The following is a 15,612-nucleotide window of genomic DNA, read 5'->3' as shown; positions in this document are numbered from 1 at the left end:
CGTCCTCGTACCCGGCGTCGGAGATCCGTTGCAGCTCGCGCAGGTCGCCGGTCGCGGCCGCCCGCCGCGTGAGCAGGAACCCGGCTCGCATGGATCCCTCGTCCAACAGTTCACTCAGCTCCTCGAGGTCGCCGACCCCGTCGGCGAGGTCGGCCAGCCGGTCCAAGGCGGCCTCGTTGCCGGCATCGGCCAGCTCACGCAGGGTCTCCCGATCGATGTTCGTGTTCGCCATGGCGTCATGGTGCGACCCTGCCCTTGGGGAAAGGTCAAGTGGGACGATGGCTCCGTGATCACCATCGGGCAGCTGGCCGGGTACGTCGGGGTGTCGACCAAGACCGTTCGCGTCTATCACGACAAGGGGCTGCTTCCCGAGCCCGACCGTGATGCGTCCGGCTACAGGCGGTACGGCGCGACCGACGTCATCGATCTGATCAAAATCCGGACACTCGCCGAGGCCGGTGTGCCCCTGGCGCGGATCAGGGACCTACGATCGGCGACTGACGCGCAACTCCTGCAGGCGCTGCGGGAGATCGACGACGAGCTCACCGCCCGCATTCGTGACCTGCGGGCGACGCAAGGGCGCTTGCGTCGACTGGCCGCCGGGCGTCTGACACCCCTGCCCGCAGAGGTCAGTACCTATCTGGAGCGTCTGGCCTGCTGGGGATTCACCCCCCGTTGGGTGGATCTACAGCGCGACCTGTGGATCCTCGTCTTCGCCGCTCACCCGGACCAAGCGACCACACTGTTCCAGGAGCAGGCCGAGATCCTGACCGCGCCCGCGCTGCGGCTGCTGTTCCTCGACTACGACCAAGCTCACGACCTCGACGCCGACGACCCTCGCGTCGACGACCTCGCCCGCCGGATCATCGACGCGACCCGGGAACGGTACGGCCCCGGCGAACGGCCCGAGCGGGATGCGGCCTCCGAGGTCCCCGCACTCATCCAGAGCACGGTCAACGCCGCGTCCCCGGCATGGCGGCGAATCGACATGCTCATCCGCGCACAACTGAACGCGTGACGCCAGCGCTACGGACGTGTAATCCCACCTTCAGGCCGACACGATCCCGCCAACGGCCGTCCCGTGAGGCTCGATTCGTCCGGCAGGAACCCGGAAGTGTAGCCTGAGCACACCAGATCAACTTTACCTGTCCCAGCGGGGCAAGCCCGTTGCCGTCATCGTGAAGGTGACACTGATGTTGGACTACGGCCTTGACATGTCCAATGTAGAGCACGACCTCGCTCTGCCCGACTTGGTGGCTGAAGGCGACGAGCTGGACGCCCTGGTATCAGCGCAGACCGACTGGTCCACGCCTACGCCGGCGGCGGGGTGGACGATCGCCCACCAGATCGCTCATCTTGCCTCAGCTGATGCGAACGTCCTCATCGCCATACGGACCCCGGACGCGTTCGACGCCGTGCTGAAGCAGGCAGAGACCACAGGCAGCCAATACGCTGATCTCGACGCCGCCGCGGGAGCAGCCAAACCGCGATCAGCGCTGCTGGAACAGTGGCGTGTCGGCCGAACCGAGGTAGCAGCGGCGCTACGTGACATTCCACTCGACCATGGGTTTCCGTGGTATGGCTCGCAGCTGACCGCGGCGCTCATGGTGCCGCTCCGACTCATGGAAACGTGGGCTCATGGGCAGGACATTTTCGATGCACTGGGTGTCCCCCGCCGTCCCACGGGTCGGCTCCGGCATGTGGCCTCGTTGGGAGTAATAGGGCGAGAGTTGTCGTTCCATGCTGCCCAGTTGTCCGTTCCGGCAGAGCCGTTCCGCGTCGAGCTGACCCGTCCCGACGGCCAAACCTGGGTATGGGGCCCGGAAGATGCCATGCAGCGGGTTCAGGGAAGTGCCCTCGACTTCTGCCTTCGAGTCACCCAACGCAGGTCCCGAGCCAAAACTGACCTCACGGCGATCGGCGAGGATGCGCAGAAGTGGCTTGATATTGCTCGCGTTTTCCTCTGAAGAGGCAAGGAGCGATCTGCCGATCGGGCTACTCAGCAAAGGGGGCTGGCGGACAAGCCTGGTCAGATAACGCCACCAGGATCAGAACCCGCGCCGAGCGGCGGGGCGGGCAGACGGGCCCAGCGCTCGGCGCCGCGGCCTTCGCCTTCCCGCGCGACGACGGCGCGGCGACGGCGCCACGGCGGGCCAGGTGCACCGTACAGGTGTCGGAAAACCTTCGAAGCGGTCGCCTCGATGTCGGTTCTCCGAGCTCTGCGGGCTGTGGCTGGCTCCTGGACGGGACTGGCTGGAAAGTGATCGCCGTGTCGGCGACCCGCCGCACTGAATGGGGAGTATCTGTGAACGTCGGAACAACTGCGAACGGGGCACGGCAGAGGCCGAAAGCCACGCTCGTCATGGCCTGCGTCGGGGTGTTCGTCGCCTATCTGCCGGTCACCAGTGTCTCGGTGAGTCTTCCCGCCATCCAACGGGCCCTGCACGCGTCGACATCTCAGCTGTCGTGGATCACCGATGCGTTCGTCCTGCCCATGGCGGCCCTCATCCTGAGCGCCGGTGTCTTTGGAGACGTACACGGCCGCAAGAAGGTCTTCCAGGCGGGCTTGTCGTTCGCCGTCATCGGAGCCGCCGTCGCCCTGAGCGCGCAGTCGGTCCAGGTGCTGTGGGCCGGGCAGGCCCTGGCCGGGCTGGGCGCGGCCGCGCTGCTGCCCACCACGCTGGCGCTGATCAGCCACGCGGTGCCCGATCCGCACCAGCGCGCGAAGTTCGTCGGGCTGTGGGCGGCGGCCCTCATGACGGCACTGGCCGTCGGCCCCCTGATGGCGGGAGTCATCCTCGACCACGCCGCCTGGCGCTGGATCTACCTGCCGACCATACCCGTGGCCGTCCTCACCATGGTGATCGCGGCGCCGCTGGTGGCCGACTCCCGGGCGCCCGGCTCCCGCCGGCTGGACTGGCCCGGCCAGATCACCGCCGCGCTGGCGGTCACTTCGCTCGTCTACGGCGTGATCGAGGGCGGCGCCGACTCCTTCTCCGAGCCCCGGGTGATCGTCGCGCTTTCGCTCGCGGCCGTCAGCGCCCTCGCCTTCATCCTGGCCGAACGGCGCAGTGCCAGCCCGATGCTGGACCTGGCGCTCTTCCGCAGCCCGGCGTTCAGCGCCACGACGCTGATCGCGATGATCAGCTTCCTGGGGCTGATCGGTTTCTTCTTCGCCCTCAGCCTCTACTTCGGCATGGTGCAGCGGCTCGACACCCTCGACGCGGGCTACCGGATGCTGGCGGTATCGGCGGTGTGCCTGCTCGTCGGGGTGGTGGTCGGGCCGTTGATGCGCCGGGTCTCGGCGCGCGTCCTGATCACCACCGGACTGTTGCTCACCGCGGGGGCCCTGGTGTCCCTGACCGCCCTCGACGCGCACACGCCGTTCGGTGCGCTGGCCTGGCGACTGGCTCTTCTGGGCCTCAGTCTGGGCCTGGTCGTCACACCCATGACCGCCACCGCCGTCGCCTCCGTGCCGCACCGCCTGGCCGGTATGGCGGCAGCGGGCAACAACGCCTTCCGGCAGGTCGGCGGCGCCCTCGGCCCGGCCGTTCTGGGCGTGCTGCTGACCACCAGGACCGCCGACACCCTCCCCGGCCATCTTCAGGCCGCCGGCGTCGACGGCGCGACCGCGCAGCGAATCACCGCGGCCGTGGAAGCCGGCGGGCTGGGGACAGTGGCCCGGATGGACCTGGGAGCGGACACCGGCCGCGCCCTGGGCGCCTTGTCCGCGGCCTTCCTCGACGGCCTTCACCTGTGCCTGATCGTGGCCGCGGCCCTCGCGCTGCTCGCCGCCATCGTCGGGGCGGTGCTGCTGCGCACCCCGCGGGCCTCGGTCCCGGCGGCACCCGAGGAGGCGAAACCGTCGCCCGCGGTGGAGCCGGAGCCGGTAGCGGTGGAGCCGGTAGCGGTGGAGCCGGTAGCGGTGGAGCCGGTAGCGGTGGAGCCGGTAGCGGTGGAGCCGGAGCCGGTATTGGTCGGCGCAGCCGCTCCGCATGGTCCGGCGCGGGCCTCACTCCGGCAGCCGGGCGGCCGCGGCTCCGTGAGCGACAAGGCCGCCGCCTCGACCGAGACCGGTCCCGGACCACTTCTGAACGGCCGGGTCCGTGACGCCGCCGGCGATGGGATGGCGGGCGCCACGCTCACGCTGATCTCGACGGCCGGGCGTCAGGTCGGCCGGGCGGTGGCCCACAGCGCCGGCCGCTACGAGCTGACCGCCCCGGCGGCGGGGTCGTACGTACTGATCACCGCGGCGGATGGCCACCAGCCCCAGGCGACCACGGTGGTGCTGCACGAGGAGCCGCTGCCCCATGACGTGGTTCTGACCGGGGCCGGCGGGCTCGTCGGCAACGTGGTCTCGGCCGATGACGGGGTGCCTGTGGAGGATGCCGTGGTCATGGTCACGGACGTTCGCGGCGATGTCCTGGCCAGCGGCATGACCGACGCCTCCGGCGGGTTCGGCTTCGGTGAGCTGCCCGCCGGCGACCACACCCTCACGGTGAACGCCCCCGGGTTCCGGCCCGTCGCCCTCCCGGTTCAGCTGGCCGGCTCCGGAGTCACCACGCTGGAGGTGCCCCTGCGGTCGGGCGCGCGGCTGCGGGGCGTCGTACGAGCGGGTGCCGGCCGCCGAGCCCTCACCGACGCGCGGGTGACGCTGGTGGACGCGGCCGGAAACGTGGTGGGCACCACGACCACCGGCTCCGACGGCGCCTACTCCTTCACCGACCTGGACGCGGGCAGCTACTCGCTGATCACCGCCGGATACCCGCCCGTGTCCACCACGGTCACCCTGAACGGCCAAGGCATGGACAACGTGCACCTGGAGCTGGCTCACCCGGACAACTGAGAAGACCCGACGGTCACCGGTCGCGGAGGAGCACCCTCTGGACGGATCATTTCACTGACATCCACCCCGAACAGCAGGAGAAACCAGTGCAGCCCCAAGCGCCCGATCCACTCGATCTGAAGCTGCTGCAAGCACTCCAGCTCGACGGTCGGGCGCCGTTCAACCGGATCGCGCATGCCCTGGGGGTCTCCGACCAGACCGTCGCCCGCCGCTTCCGTCGGCTGGGCGCCACTGTGCAGCTGCGCGTGCTCGGCATCACCGACGAAAGCCGGCTCGGCCGCGGCACCTGGCTCCTCCGCCTGCGCTGCACGCCGGACGCCGCCGAACAGCTGGCGGGCGCCCTCGCCCGGCGCCCCGACACCTCCTACGTCAGCGTGATCTCGGGCGGCACGGAAGTGATGTGCGCGATGAAGCCACGCACCCGGCAGGCCCGGGACGAACTCCTCCTCGACCGCCTCCAACGCACCCCCCGCGTCACCTCGGTCAGCGCCCACTGTCTGCTGCACCACTTCTGCGGAGGCCCCGTCGGCTGGCTCAGCAAGATCAACGCCCTCAGCCCGGGCGAACAGGCGGCCCTCAGCCCGCCACCCACCGAACCGGCCACCGCCCCCGTCGTCCTGGAGGACGCCGACGAAGCGCTGCTCGCCATCCTCAGCCGCGACGGCCGGGCCCCGCTCACCGAACTCCAGGCGAGCACCGGCCTGCCGGAATCCGCGGTCAAACGGCGCCTGGACCGCCTGCGCTCCACCGGAGTCCTCTACCTGGACGTACAGTTCGACCACGAGCACCTCGGCAACGACGTCGTCGCCATGCTCTGGCTCACCGTCGCCCCGGCCGCCCTCGCCGACGTCGGCCACGCCCTCGCAACCCATCCCGAAGTGCGCTTCGCAGCAGCCACCACCGGCCAGGCCAACATCGTCGCCGCCACGCTCCATGCCGACGCCGGCGGCCTGTACACCTACCTGAGCAACAAGATCGGAGCGCTCGACGGAGTCCACTCCATCGAGACCGCCCTCACCTTGCGCGAGGTCAAGCAACTCACCTACGAACCTGGCCGCTGACTCCGCCTTCCAGGACGGAGGCCCGGCCCACGACGGCCGCGCACCCGGCGACCGCGGTGGTCGTGACCGATCCGCGGGCTCCGATCGGCCAGACTCCCGTACGTGTTCTGCTACGTGGCGATGGCGGAGCCACGGTCCATGTGGACGGTGGCTCCGCGAGCGCCTCTCTGCCTGCACGTGCGCGTGCTCTGTCTGTGTGAGCGTGATGAGTCGACGGCCCGTGCCGGGGCGACTCGAATCGCAGCCGCGGCACGGGTCCGTTTCGGGTGCGGAGTGGACTACAGGTCAGAAGCGATGCTCAGGAAGGCAGAGCCCACTGTTGGTTGGCCTTGCCATGGCAGGTCCACAAGTGGAGCGGTGTCTCGTCGCCCCAGGTACTGCCTTCGGCGTCCAAGCACTTCCCGGAATGCGGATTGCGCACGGTGCCGTCGCCCTCCGCCTTCCACTCCTGTGCGACCGTGCCGTTGCAGGAGTAGAGCTGGATCTTCGTGCCGTCGGCGGAGCCCGCGCCCTTCACATCAAGGCACTTGCCGAGCGCGCGCATCGTCCCGTCGCCCGGGAGCGTCCACTGCTGGGCGTCGGTCCTGTTGCACCCATACAGCTGGATCTGGGTCTCGTCAGCGGAACTGGCGCCCTTCACATCCAAGCACTTACCGAGCACGCCCTTCACCTCGCCGGTGCGTGAACTCGACGTCTTCGCACGGACGTTGCGGAACGACACCTGGTCTCCGTCGCTGTGGTTCTGGAGACCGACGTACCCGTCCTGGAGGCTGCGAGTCGGGTCGGTGTTCGTGAAGTCGTTGATCTTCACACCGTTGAGGAAGACCTCAAGCCGCTCACCGGTGACCTTGATCTCGTACGTGTTCCACTCGCCGGGCGGGTTGAGCGCGGCGTCCCGGGCCTTGATGTCGGGGGCTTTGGCGCCGTAGACGGCCCCCGTGGTGTGGTCCGGGCTGTCGGTGGCGTCGATCTGGATCTCGTATCCGTTCTCCACCGCTGAGTTGGGGTCGTCGGAGGCCGGGAAGCCCACGTAGACACCGGAGTTGTCGTCACCGCGCATGCGCCAGTCGAGCTTGATGGAGTAATCGCCTTTCAATTCCTGCGCGTCGTACCAGAGCAGGCCCATGCCGCCCTTGGTGGTGAGGGTGCCGTCCGACAGCTCGAACGAACCCGGCCCTGCCTGCTTCCAGCCTGTGGTGCCGCTGCCGTCGAACAACGCCTTGTAGCCGTTCTCAGGGCGGCAGTCCGCCTTGCTCATGCCCGCTACCCAACGGATGCCGCCGAGCAGCTGCTTCTGGAAGGCCGGGTCGGTGTACGCCTCGTCGGTGTGCCCGAGTCCGGTGTAGAAGGAGCGGCCGCCCTCGTAGTTCTGGCACCAGGTGATCGGGTGATCACCTTTCATGTTCCCGCCCGAGTAGCTGGACTCGTCCAGCGAGGCGAGGACATGCACCGTGGAGCGGGGGTTGGTGCGGTAGTTGTACCACTCGTCGAACCGCTCCCCCGTGCTGCCCAGGTGCGCGGTGGCGGGGTGTGCCCGGTCCTCCACCTTGACCTTGGCGTTCTGCTGGGCGGGGTGCGAGTCGAACCAGGCCCCCACGAGCTTGCCGTAGAACGGCCAGTCGTACTCGGTGTCGGCGGCGGCGTGGATGCCCACATAGCCGCCCCCGCCCTGGATGTACTCCTCGAACGCGCTCTGCTGGGCGGAGTCGAGGACATCCCCGGTGGTCGACAGGAACACGACCGCCTTGTACTTGGCCAGGTTGTCGGCGGTGAAGGCCCCGGCGTCCTCCGTGGCGTCCACGGTGAAGCTGTTCGCCGCGCCCAGGCCCCGCAGGGCGGTGATCCCGTCATCGATGGAGGAGTGTCTGAAGGCCGCGGTCTTGGAGAAGACGAGAACGTTGTACGCGGGGTCGGCTGCCGCCTTGACCGACCCGGCCGGCTTGTCCTGCTTCACGGATTCCGGGGAGGCCACGGCTGGGGATGCCGCGAGGCACAGCAGCACGCCCGAGAGCCAGCATGCCGTCTTGGTGAGATGCATGCGCATGATCTGGTGTCTCCCTTCTGCTAGGGCAGGGTCCACTGCTGGTTGGCCTCGCCGTGGCAGGTCCACAGGTGCAGGCGGGTGCCGTCGCCCCAGGTGCTGCCCTCGGCGTCCAGGCACTTGCCGGAGTGCGGGTTGCGCAGGGTCTTGTCGCCTTCGGCCTTCCACTCCTGGGCGACGGTGTTGTTGCACGTGTAGAGCTGGATCTTCGTGTCGTCCGCGGTGCCCGCCCCCTGCACGTCCAAGCACTTCCCGAGCGCGCGGATCGTGCCGTCACCGGGCAGTGTCCACTTCTGGGCGTCGGTCTTGTTGCAACCGTAGAGCTGGATCTGGGTTTCGTCGGCGGAGTTGGCTCCGGCCACGTCCATGCACTTGCCGTTCACGCCCTTCACCTCGCCGGTGCGCCGGCCACCGGAGTCGCCCATCGTGAACGTGAAGTCGTCGAGGTCGAAGAGGGCTCCGCTGCCGCCCTTGAAGACCAGATAAAGCTTGGTGGTCCTGTCGGGCACGTCCTTCAGGGACGACTCGACATCGGTGAACGTCTCCCAGCCTCCGGTCGGCTTGACCTCGACCGAACCGTGCAGCGGGCCGGTCGGGGAGTCGGTGTGCACCTCGAGCGTGCCGCCCGCTCCGCCGGAGGAGACACGGGCCTTGACCTTGCCGGCTCCGGTGAGCCGGTACGGGTCGAAGGCGATCCAGTCACCGTTGTGGGTGTCCCCCACCGTCTTGCCGCCGTGAGCCGCGTCCTTGTTGATGATCTTCACATTGCCGCTTTGGGTGGCGAAGTGCTCGGCCTGGCGGGTGTGCGGCTGGAGAATGGCCTGGCTCTTGCCGGTCAGGGGCTGCTGGCCGTTCGCCCCCTTGTCGGTGTACTCGGCTCCCACCACTCCGAAGATGTTGGCGTTGTGGTCGTGCTCACCGTCGACGGGCGGGTGGAGAGTGCCTTCGCAGCCCTGGGCCCTGGTCAGCTCATGGGCGTGGCTGTCGTGGCCGAGGCTGAAGCGGACGGTGACCTTGGAGCAGTCGATGTCCTTGTCCTCGGGGTCGGTCACCTTGACCTTGAAGGGGACCGGGTCGCCGAACTCGTACAGCGAGCCGTCGCCGGGGGTGGTGATCTCCACCTTCGGCTTGGTGTTGCCCACGACGACGCGCACGTTGGCGCTGCCGGTGTGTCCCTGGGGGTCCTTGGCGGTGAAGGTCGCCTGGTAGGTGCCGTTCTTCTCGTACGTGTGGGTGGGGGTGAGGCCCTCCCCCTTGGCCCCGTCCCCGAAGTCCCAGGCGTACGTCAGCTCCTTGCTGTCGCCGTCGGTGGCCTTGCCGGTGAAGGAGACCTTCAGCGGGGCCACCCCGTCGGTGTGGTCGGCGCTCGCCTCGGCGATCGGAGTGAGGCCGTCCTTGGCGTACTCGATGCGGTACAGCGCGGAGTTGGCGTCACCGCCGAAGCTACCGGTGCCGTAGTCCAGGACGTACAGTGCTCCCTCCGGACCGAAGGCCATGTCCATGACCTGCGTTCCGGCCCACGGGAAATCGTTGATCTTCTGGACGGTGCCGTCGTCGCTCTGTTCGATCCGCTTGATCCAGCGGCGCCCGTACTCACCCGCGAAGAAGTTACCGTCGTACTCCTTGGGAAACTTCACCGACGACGTGGAGCTCTCGTCGTAACGGTAGACGGGTCCGGCCATCGGGGACTCGCTGCCGGTGCCGAACTCCGGTACGGAACCGCCGTCGTAGGGGATCCATGCGGGCTGCGCGGGTGGCAGGTCGGTGAGGCCGGTGTTGAACCGGGAGTCGTTCTTGGGCGCGTTGCAGTCGAACTTCGAACCCGACGTGCCGGTGGCGAAGTCGTAGTCGACGTAGGCGTCGTTCTTGCCGGTGCAGTACGGCCAGCCGAAGTTGCCCGGCTTGGTGATCCGGTTGAACTCGACTTGCCCGCCGGGCCCCCGGTCCGGGTTGGCGGAACCGGCGTCGGGACCGTAGTCGCCGACATAGACAGTGCCGGTCTTCTTGTCGACGCTCATCCGGTAAGGGTTGCGGAAGCCCATCGCGTAGATCTCGGGACGGGTCTTGTCGGTGCCCTTGGGGAAGAGATTGCCGTCGGGGACGGTGTAGGAGCCGTCGTCGGCGACCTTGATGCGCAGGATCTTGCCGCGCAGGTCGTTGGTGTTGCCGGAGGAGCGGCGGGCGTCGAAAGCCGGGTTGCGCTTGTCCCGGTCGTCGATTGGGGTGTAGCCGTCCGAGGCGAAGGGGTTGGTGTCGTCGCCGGTCGACAGGTAGAGGTTTCCGTCCTTGTCGAAGTCGATGTCGCCGCCGACGTGGCAGCACAGGCCACGCGACGCCGGCACGTCGAGGACCTTCTTCTCGCTCCCCAGGTCCAGGGTGCCGTCGTCCTTCAGGACGAAGCGGGAGAGGCGGTTGGACCCGTCGAACTTCCCTAAGTCGTCGGCGCTTCCCTCACCGGGCGCGTCGCCGTCCGGGGTGTCGAGCTTGGGCGCGTAGTAGAGATAGATCGCCCGGTTGTTCTTGAAGTCCGGGTCGACGCCGACGCCTTGCAGACCCTCCTCGTCGTGCGAATAGACGGACAGCTTCCCGGCAACGCTCGTTGACCCCGCCTGGTCGGTGAGGCGCAGGGTGCCGTCGCGCGAGGTGTGCAGGACACTGCGGTCCGGCAGCACGGCCATGGAAATCGGCTCGCCCACCTCGTCTGTCCCCTTGGCCAAGGGGATTTGAGCGAACATCGGGTCAGCGGCAGCGCGGGTTTGCTTTCCGTCGCGACCTACGTGACCCACGTGGGCAGCGGCCACTGTGGGCGTACTCACCGCGAGGATCAGCCCGGCGAACAGGGCTGTCCGTTTGCGATGTACTGCGAGTTGGGGGCGGTCTCTATGCACGGGTCGTCCTCCATGTGAAGGGTGGGAACCGGAATACGAGAGGTGCACGGCATGTGCGGGTGAGTTCGTCCGGACCGTAGTCCTCTTTCATCTGGCCCGAAAGACCCTGTGCAGTGCTGGAGTTAACTTTTTCCATTCGGAGGACAAACTATTTTCTGGCAGGCCGACAGCCCCGCTAGCCCTTGCCTTCCCAGCGGGGCGATGGGGCGGTCGAGAACCGCGCTCTACCTGCGTAACTCTTCTAGTGATCGCGCCTGTTGAATTCGGCTCTTGAAACTGCCTGCGACTCAGCGCCTACGACAAGAGGGTGAACTGCCGCACGCTTGCGCACCGATTTGATCTCGCCCCACCCCTCCAGACGATCACTCCTGGGCATGGGTGCCCTGGCCCTCATCGCCGACCCTCTCCTCATGCCGCGAGGAGCACTCAGCGCTTCGGCCGCCGGTCACCACAGGCACCCCAGCCGTCGGGGACATCGCACTGCGCGTCGACCCCAACGCCGATTTCGGCGGCGCGAAACCAGAGCTGCGCCCCGAGGCATACCGCCTGAAGGTCGCTGACGGCGTGGTCGACATCGTGGGCGGAAGCGACAAGGGCCTCTACTACGGAACCCGAACTCTCCTGCAAACCGTCCTCGGCTCCCCGGACCACGCGAGCCTGCCCGGCGAAACAGCCGTCGACTATCCCAACTACGCGATACGCGGCTTCATGCTGGACGTGGGGCGACGCTACTTCACCCCCGAGTTCATCACCTCGTATTTGCGCTGGATGGGCTGGTTGAAGCTCAACGCCCTCCAACTGCACATCAACGACAACGAAATCAGCGCGCGCACTCCAGGGCCTTCGTCGAGTTCAAGCCCGAGCTGGGCCTCGACAGCGGAAACTCCGACCATCTGGACCTGAGCAAGCCGGAGACCATCGCCTTCATGAAGAGCGTGTTCGCCGAATTCGTCCCCTGGTTCCGGGGGCCTACCGTCCACATCGGCATCGACGAATACCCAACGAGCCTGGCCGACCAGTTCAAAGAGTACGTCAATGAGCTTTCTCCCTACGTGCGTTCGCTCGGCAAGAAGGTCCACGCCTGGGGTAGCTCGTAGCCCGCGCCGCCCCGGACACGAGCTGATCGACAAGAGCTTCCACGTCCTCGCCCAGAAGATGTGGTCCGGCGCGGCGGCAGGCACTGACTACGGTGCCTTCCAGAACCGGGTCGCCACCGTGGGCAAAGGCCCCGGCACCACCTACCTCGGCTCCGGCCGAACCCCCGGCGACCTCGGGTATCACCGCCCGGCGACCGCGTCCTCGACGGAGACCCCGGCTTTCCCCGCCTCCTTCGCTGTCGACGGTAACGCCTCCACCCGCTGGTCCAGTCAGTACCGCGGACAAGGAGTGGCTGAACGTGGACCTCGGCAGCGAGCAGCGCATCACGTCCGTCCGCCTCAACTGGGGGGTGGCGTACGGGAAGGACTACGACATCCAGGTCTCCGGTGACGGCACGTCCTGGGGCACCGTGGCTCAGCGCCGAGGCCGCACCTCGGCCGGAAGCGACACCCTGGCCTTCTCCGCAACCACGGCCCGCCACGTCCGTAGGCAGGGCATCACCCGCGGAACCGGCTACGGCTACTCGCTCTATCCCGTCGAGGTCTTCGCCTGACGGGCAGGGCCGACAGGAAGCGCTGCACAGGGAGAACGAGCGCCTGGTGGCGGTCAGCGACACATTGCCGGGCTCGGCGCCGTCGTGGTCGGCGCTGACCAAAAAGCCGCCCTTGGCCCGCAGGTTGCTTAGGTGGGCGGAGCGACCGGCCGGGTTGCAGAGGAAGAAGCGGATCGTGCCGTTGACCGACTGCAGCTGCGTGGCGTTGATGGCGTCGGTTGCGTCGGCGGTCTCCAGATCTCCGCCGCCCTCAATGATGCGCAGGTTCGGCCTCAGTTTCGAGGCGATGACGTTCTTGAAGGTGGTGAACGGATTAGGTGCCGGGTAGCCGACGTGGGCGGCGATCGCGAAGCTCTTGGCGAAGTTGTAGTTGCGGGACCAGCTCATGACGTCGAGCGTGGCGGAACGGCGGGATAGCCATCCAGCGGCGGCCCAGCCGGGGACGGCGGGAGCGACGACGAGGCCGAGACCGAGCAATAGCGAGGTCCGGCGGGCCATCTTCGACAGGGGTTCGTTCATGCCCGCCCTCCTTGACGGATGGAAGTGAAGTGGGTGAGGCGATGAAGAAGATCAGGATGGACAGGGTCGCCAGGGCCACAGCAGAGGGAACACGACCTGCCAGAAGACCTCACGGGGGAAGGCGTCAGGAGCGACACCAGTGCGGACACGCCTCCGGTGCGAGTATTAATAATGGAAGAGGTTTTAATATTTGGCTCAGCGTTAGGATGCTGGCACCCGAGAGCGACAACGTCAAGAGGTCGAAAAGGCCACGTGCTTCCCGGCACTGGTTCGGGGCTCCGCCGAGCCGCGCGACCACCATGGCGACCCTCCGCGTCGTCCACGCGGAAGCCGCGACCCCGCCGGGCGGGCGCGACCCGGGCGGCCTCTCACTGACCGAGATCACCCAACGCGCGGGCGCGCCCGCCGATGTGTGCACCTCGGTGAGCATCCACAACGATGTACGGCCGTCCTTCTCGCTGAAGACGGCGGTATTCACGGTGGCGCACTTCTCCGCCTCTTTCGGGGTCATCCCGGGTGCCCCCTCGAAAACCTCGGCCCAGACGATCCAGCGTGCGCGGGACGCGCACTCTCTCGACCCGTTCCAGCTCGATGTCGCTCGTGGCGGAAGGGCCGGAAATGAGGGTCACCGGGCGATGGGGCACGAGGCGGCGCACGGCATCCGGTACGTCCGCGGCGATGTCATCGGCGCGTACGACACACAGGTGGTAGTCGGGCAGGAGGGTGAGGACGCGTCGGCCCTGGCCCGGCCCACCGTCCAGCCGAGGCGTCGTCCGCGACGTCAGCGGTGTGACCGCGCAGGGGCGGCTGCGCCGCATCGGTGGGCGTTCAAGCCTCTGTAACCTCCTCTTGGGCGGCCCGGTCCGCCGCCCAGAACGTGCCGTCCGGATAGCGGTAGGTGTCGATCGACTCCGGCCGCATCTGCGCCGAGAAGCCGGGAGCCGTCGGCGCGACGTAGTGTCCGTGCGCCATGCGGACCGGGTCGGTGAAATGGTCGTGGAGGTGGTCGACGTACTCGATGACCCGGTTCTCGGTGGTGCCCGACAGCGCGACGTAGTCGAACATCGACAGGTGCTGGACGAGTTCGCACAGGCCGACGCCGCCCGCGTGCGGGCAGACCGGCACGCCGTACTTGGCGGCGAGCAGCAGGATGGCGAGGTTTTCGTTGACGCCGCCAACGCGGGTGGCGTCGATCTGCAGCACGTCGATCGCACCGGCCTGCAGGAGCTGTTTGAAGATGATCCGGTTCTGTACGTGCTCGCCGGTGGCGACCTTCACCGGGGCCACGGCCTCGCGTATCGCCGCATGCCCCAGGACGTCGTCGGGGCTGGTGGGTTCCTCGATCCAGTACGGGTCGAACTCGGCCAGGGCGCGTATCCATGCGCCGGCTTCGTCGACGTTCCATCTCTGGTTGGCGTCGATGGCGATCCGTATGTCCGCCCCCACGGCGGCTCGGGCGACGCGGCAGCGGCGGATGTCATCGTCGAGGTTGGCACCCACCTTCAGCTTGATCTGCGTGAAGCCACCCGCGACGGCTTGGCGGGCCAGACGGGTGAGCTTCTCGTCGGAGTAGCCGAGCCAGCCGGGCGACGTGGTGTAGCCGGGGTAGCCCGTGCCGCGCAGCCGTACCGCCCGCTGCGCGGCACCGTCGCGACCCCGCTTGAGGAGGGCGAGAGCTTCGGCGGGGGTCAACGCGTCCGTGATGTAGCGGTAGTCGACCTGGTCGGCCAGCCACTCGGGCTCGGCGTCGGCGAGGAACCGCCACAGCGGCTTGTCCGCCCGTTTGGCTGCCAGGTCCCAGACGGCGTTGACGACGGCGCCGATCGCCATGTGCATCACGCCCTTTTCGGGTCCCAGCCAGCGCAGCTGGCTGTCCGCGGTCAGGTCGCTGCTCAACCAGCCCGGGTCCGCGCACAGTGCGGTCACCGACCGGCCGACGATGTGGGCGCGCAGGGCCTCGATGGCGGCGACTTGGACATCGTTGCCACGCCCGATGGTGAAGGTGAATCCGTGCCCCTCGAGGCCGTCGTCCGCGTCGGTGCGCAAGATCACGTACGCGGCGGAGTAGTCGGGGTCGGGGTTCATCGCGTCCGAGCCGTCGAGTTCGCGCGAGGTGGGGAAGCGGATGTCGTACGTGTCGACCGCGGTGATCCGGGGAGAGCCGTCGGCCACGGTCACGGTCGCGGCCACGGGAGAGGTGTCAGTCACGGGTATCGGTGCCTCGTTCATGTGTAGGTCCTCATTTCACTGGCGTCGTGAGCGTCATGCCGCTGCGAAGACCTGGCGCTGTTCGCCGAGGCCGTCGATGGAGAGTTCCACTTGGTCACCGGGGCGCAGGTAGGGCCTGTCGGGCAGGCCCAGCGCCACCCCGGCCGATCCGGCGATGTGACTGAGGGCGCCCGGTGGGCTCGGCAGGTAGCGGGCACGGGTCCCGATGACGACCGCGAGCTCGACCTCCCAGTCGGTTCTGACGGAGCCGCGCGGGCCGCGGGTGTGCCGGCCGTGGCCGGGGGCGACGCGTGACGGGACGTCACGTCCGTGAGCTTCTCGGACGCGTCGCGTTCCGGACCTCAGCGCCAGTCAGGTACATCGGATGCACATTCATG

General features: G+C 68.0%; 11 protein-coding genes and 1 pseudogene. 7 read left to right on the top strand and 5 right to left on the bottom strand.

The window, feature by feature from the left end:
* Nucleotides 1–28 precede the first annotated feature (28 nt).
* The 4 genes from KHP12_RS01980 (at nucleotide 29) to KHP12_RS01965 (ending at nucleotide 5,907) form a co-directional block, all read left to right on the top strand.
* Nucleotides 29–1,018 (top strand): MerR family transcriptional regulator, encoded by a 990-nt coding sequence (locus tag KHP12_RS01980; RefSeq protein WP_246643071.1) that lies wholly within the window; start codon nucleotides 29–31, stop codon nucleotides 1,016–1,018.
* A 175-nt stretch (nucleotides 1,019–1,193) separates the two neighbouring features.
* A complete protein-coding gene (locus KHP12_RS01975) occupies nucleotides 1,194–1,967 on the top strand; it encodes a TIGR03084 family metal-binding protein (RefSeq protein WP_086879332.1) in 774 nt (257 codons plus the stop codon).
* Nucleotides 1,968–2,305: 338 nt separating this feature from the next.
* Nucleotides 2,306–4,846 carry an MFS transporter gene (locus KHP12_RS01970; RefSeq protein ID WP_211831304.1) on the top strand — a complete coding sequence of 847 codons (2,541 nt, stop codon included), beginning with the start codon at nucleotides 2,306–2,308 and terminating at the stop codon, nucleotides 4,844–4,846.
* Nucleotides 4,847–4,932: 86 nt separating this feature from the next.
* Entirely contained in the window at nucleotides 4,933–5,907 is a 975-nt protein-coding gene (locus KHP12_RS01965) for an Lrp/AsnC family transcriptional regulator (RefSeq protein ID WP_086879334.1), read from the top strand.
* Between the two features lie 298 nt (nucleotides 5,908–6,205).
* Here KHP12_RS01965 and KHP12_RS01960 read toward each other — a convergent pair whose 3' ends face one another.
* Entirely contained in the window at nucleotides 6,206–7,951 is a 1,746-nt protein-coding gene (locus tag KHP12_RS01960) for a ThuA domain-containing protein (RefSeq protein ID WP_086879335.1), read from the bottom strand.
* A gap of 20 nt (nucleotides 7,952–7,971) precedes the next feature.
* Nucleotides 7,972–10,683 carry a PQQ-dependent sugar dehydrogenase gene (locus tag KHP12_RS01955; protein WP_211831303.1) on the bottom strand — a complete coding sequence of 904 codons (2,712 nt, stop codon included), beginning with the start codon at nucleotides 10,681–10,683 and terminating at the stop codon, nucleotides 7,972–7,974.
* A gap of 531 nt (nucleotides 10,684–11,214) precedes the next feature.
* Between KHP12_RS01955 and KHP12_RS52730 the strand changes: the two genes are divergently transcribed.
* The 3 genes from KHP12_RS52730 (at nucleotide 11,215) to KHP12_RS01940 (ending at nucleotide 12,487) form a co-directional block, all read left to right on the top strand.
* A complete protein-coding gene (locus KHP12_RS52730) occupies nucleotides 11,215–11,739 on the top strand; it encodes a glycoside hydrolase family 20 zincin-like fold domain-containing protein (RefSeq protein WP_086879337.1) in 525 nt (174 codons plus the stop codon).
* Nucleotides 11,740–11,762: 23 nt separating this feature from the next.
* Entirely contained in the window at nucleotides 11,763–11,933 is a 171-nt protein-coding gene (locus KHP12_RS01945) for a hypothetical protein (protein ID WP_167442308.1), read from the top strand.
* 92 nt (nucleotides 11,934–12,025) lie between these two features.
* Nucleotides 12,026–12,487, top strand: coding sequence for a discoidin domain-containing protein (locus tag KHP12_RS01940; protein ID WP_276328601.1), 462 nt, complete (start codon nucleotides 12,026–12,028; stop codon nucleotides 12,485–12,487).
* A gap of 1,064 nt (nucleotides 12,488–13,551) precedes the next feature.
* On the opposite strand, the pseudogene KHP12_RS50400 reads toward KHP12_RS01940, so the two are convergent.
* The 3 genes and pseudogenes from KHP12_RS50400 to KHP12_RS01925 all read right to left on the bottom strand — a co-directional run.
* Nucleotides 13,552–13,767: pseudogene (locus KHP12_RS50400) on the bottom strand (LUD domain-containing protein); the annotation flags it as partial.
* A 67-nt stretch (nucleotides 13,768–13,834) separates the two neighbouring features.
* Nucleotides 13,835–15,235, bottom strand: a complete 1,401-nt coding sequence (locus KHP12_RS01930; RefSeq protein ID WP_211831302.1) for an L-fuconate dehydratase — start codon at nucleotides 15,233–15,235, stop codon at nucleotides 13,835–13,837.
* A gap of 33 nt (nucleotides 15,236–15,268) precedes the next feature.
* Nucleotides 15,269–15,580 carry a fumarylacetoacetate hydrolase family protein gene (locus KHP12_RS01925; protein WP_244202463.1) on the bottom strand — a complete coding sequence of 104 codons (312 nt, stop codon included), beginning with the start codon at nucleotides 15,578–15,580 and terminating at the stop codon, nucleotides 15,269–15,271.
* Nucleotides 15,581–15,612 lie beyond the last annotated feature (32 nt).

The organism is Streptomyces asiaticus, assembly GCF_018138715.1.
GTDB classification, from domain to species: domain Bacteria; phylum Actinomycetota; class Actinomycetes; order Streptomycetales; family Streptomycetaceae; genus Streptomyces; species Streptomyces asiaticus.
This window is presented reverse-complemented; position numbering and strand designations above follow the sequence as displayed.

Excerpts from the sequence above, each read along its gene's own strand:
- KHP12_RS01955 (WP_211831303.1), bottom strand. The coding sequence starts at position 10,683 with ATGTTCGCTCAAATCCCCTTGGCCAAGGGGACAGACGAGGTGGGCGAG.
- KHP12_RS01945 (WP_167442308.1), top strand. The coding sequence starts at position 11,763 with ATGAAGAGCGTGTTCGCCGAATTCGTCCCCTGGTTCCGGGGGCCTACC.
- KHP12_RS01960 (WP_086879335.1), bottom strand. The coding sequence starts at position 7,951 with ATGCGCATGCATCTCACCAAGACGGCATGCTGGCTCTCGGGCGTGCTG.
- KHP12_RS01975 (WP_086879332.1), top strand. The coding sequence starts at position 1,194 with ATGTTGGACTACGGCCTTGACATGTCCAATGTAGAGCACGACCTCGCT.
- KHP12_RS01930 (WP_211831302.1), bottom strand. The coding sequence starts at position 15,235 with ATGAACGAGGCACCGATACCCGTGACTGACACCTCTCCCGTGGCCGCG.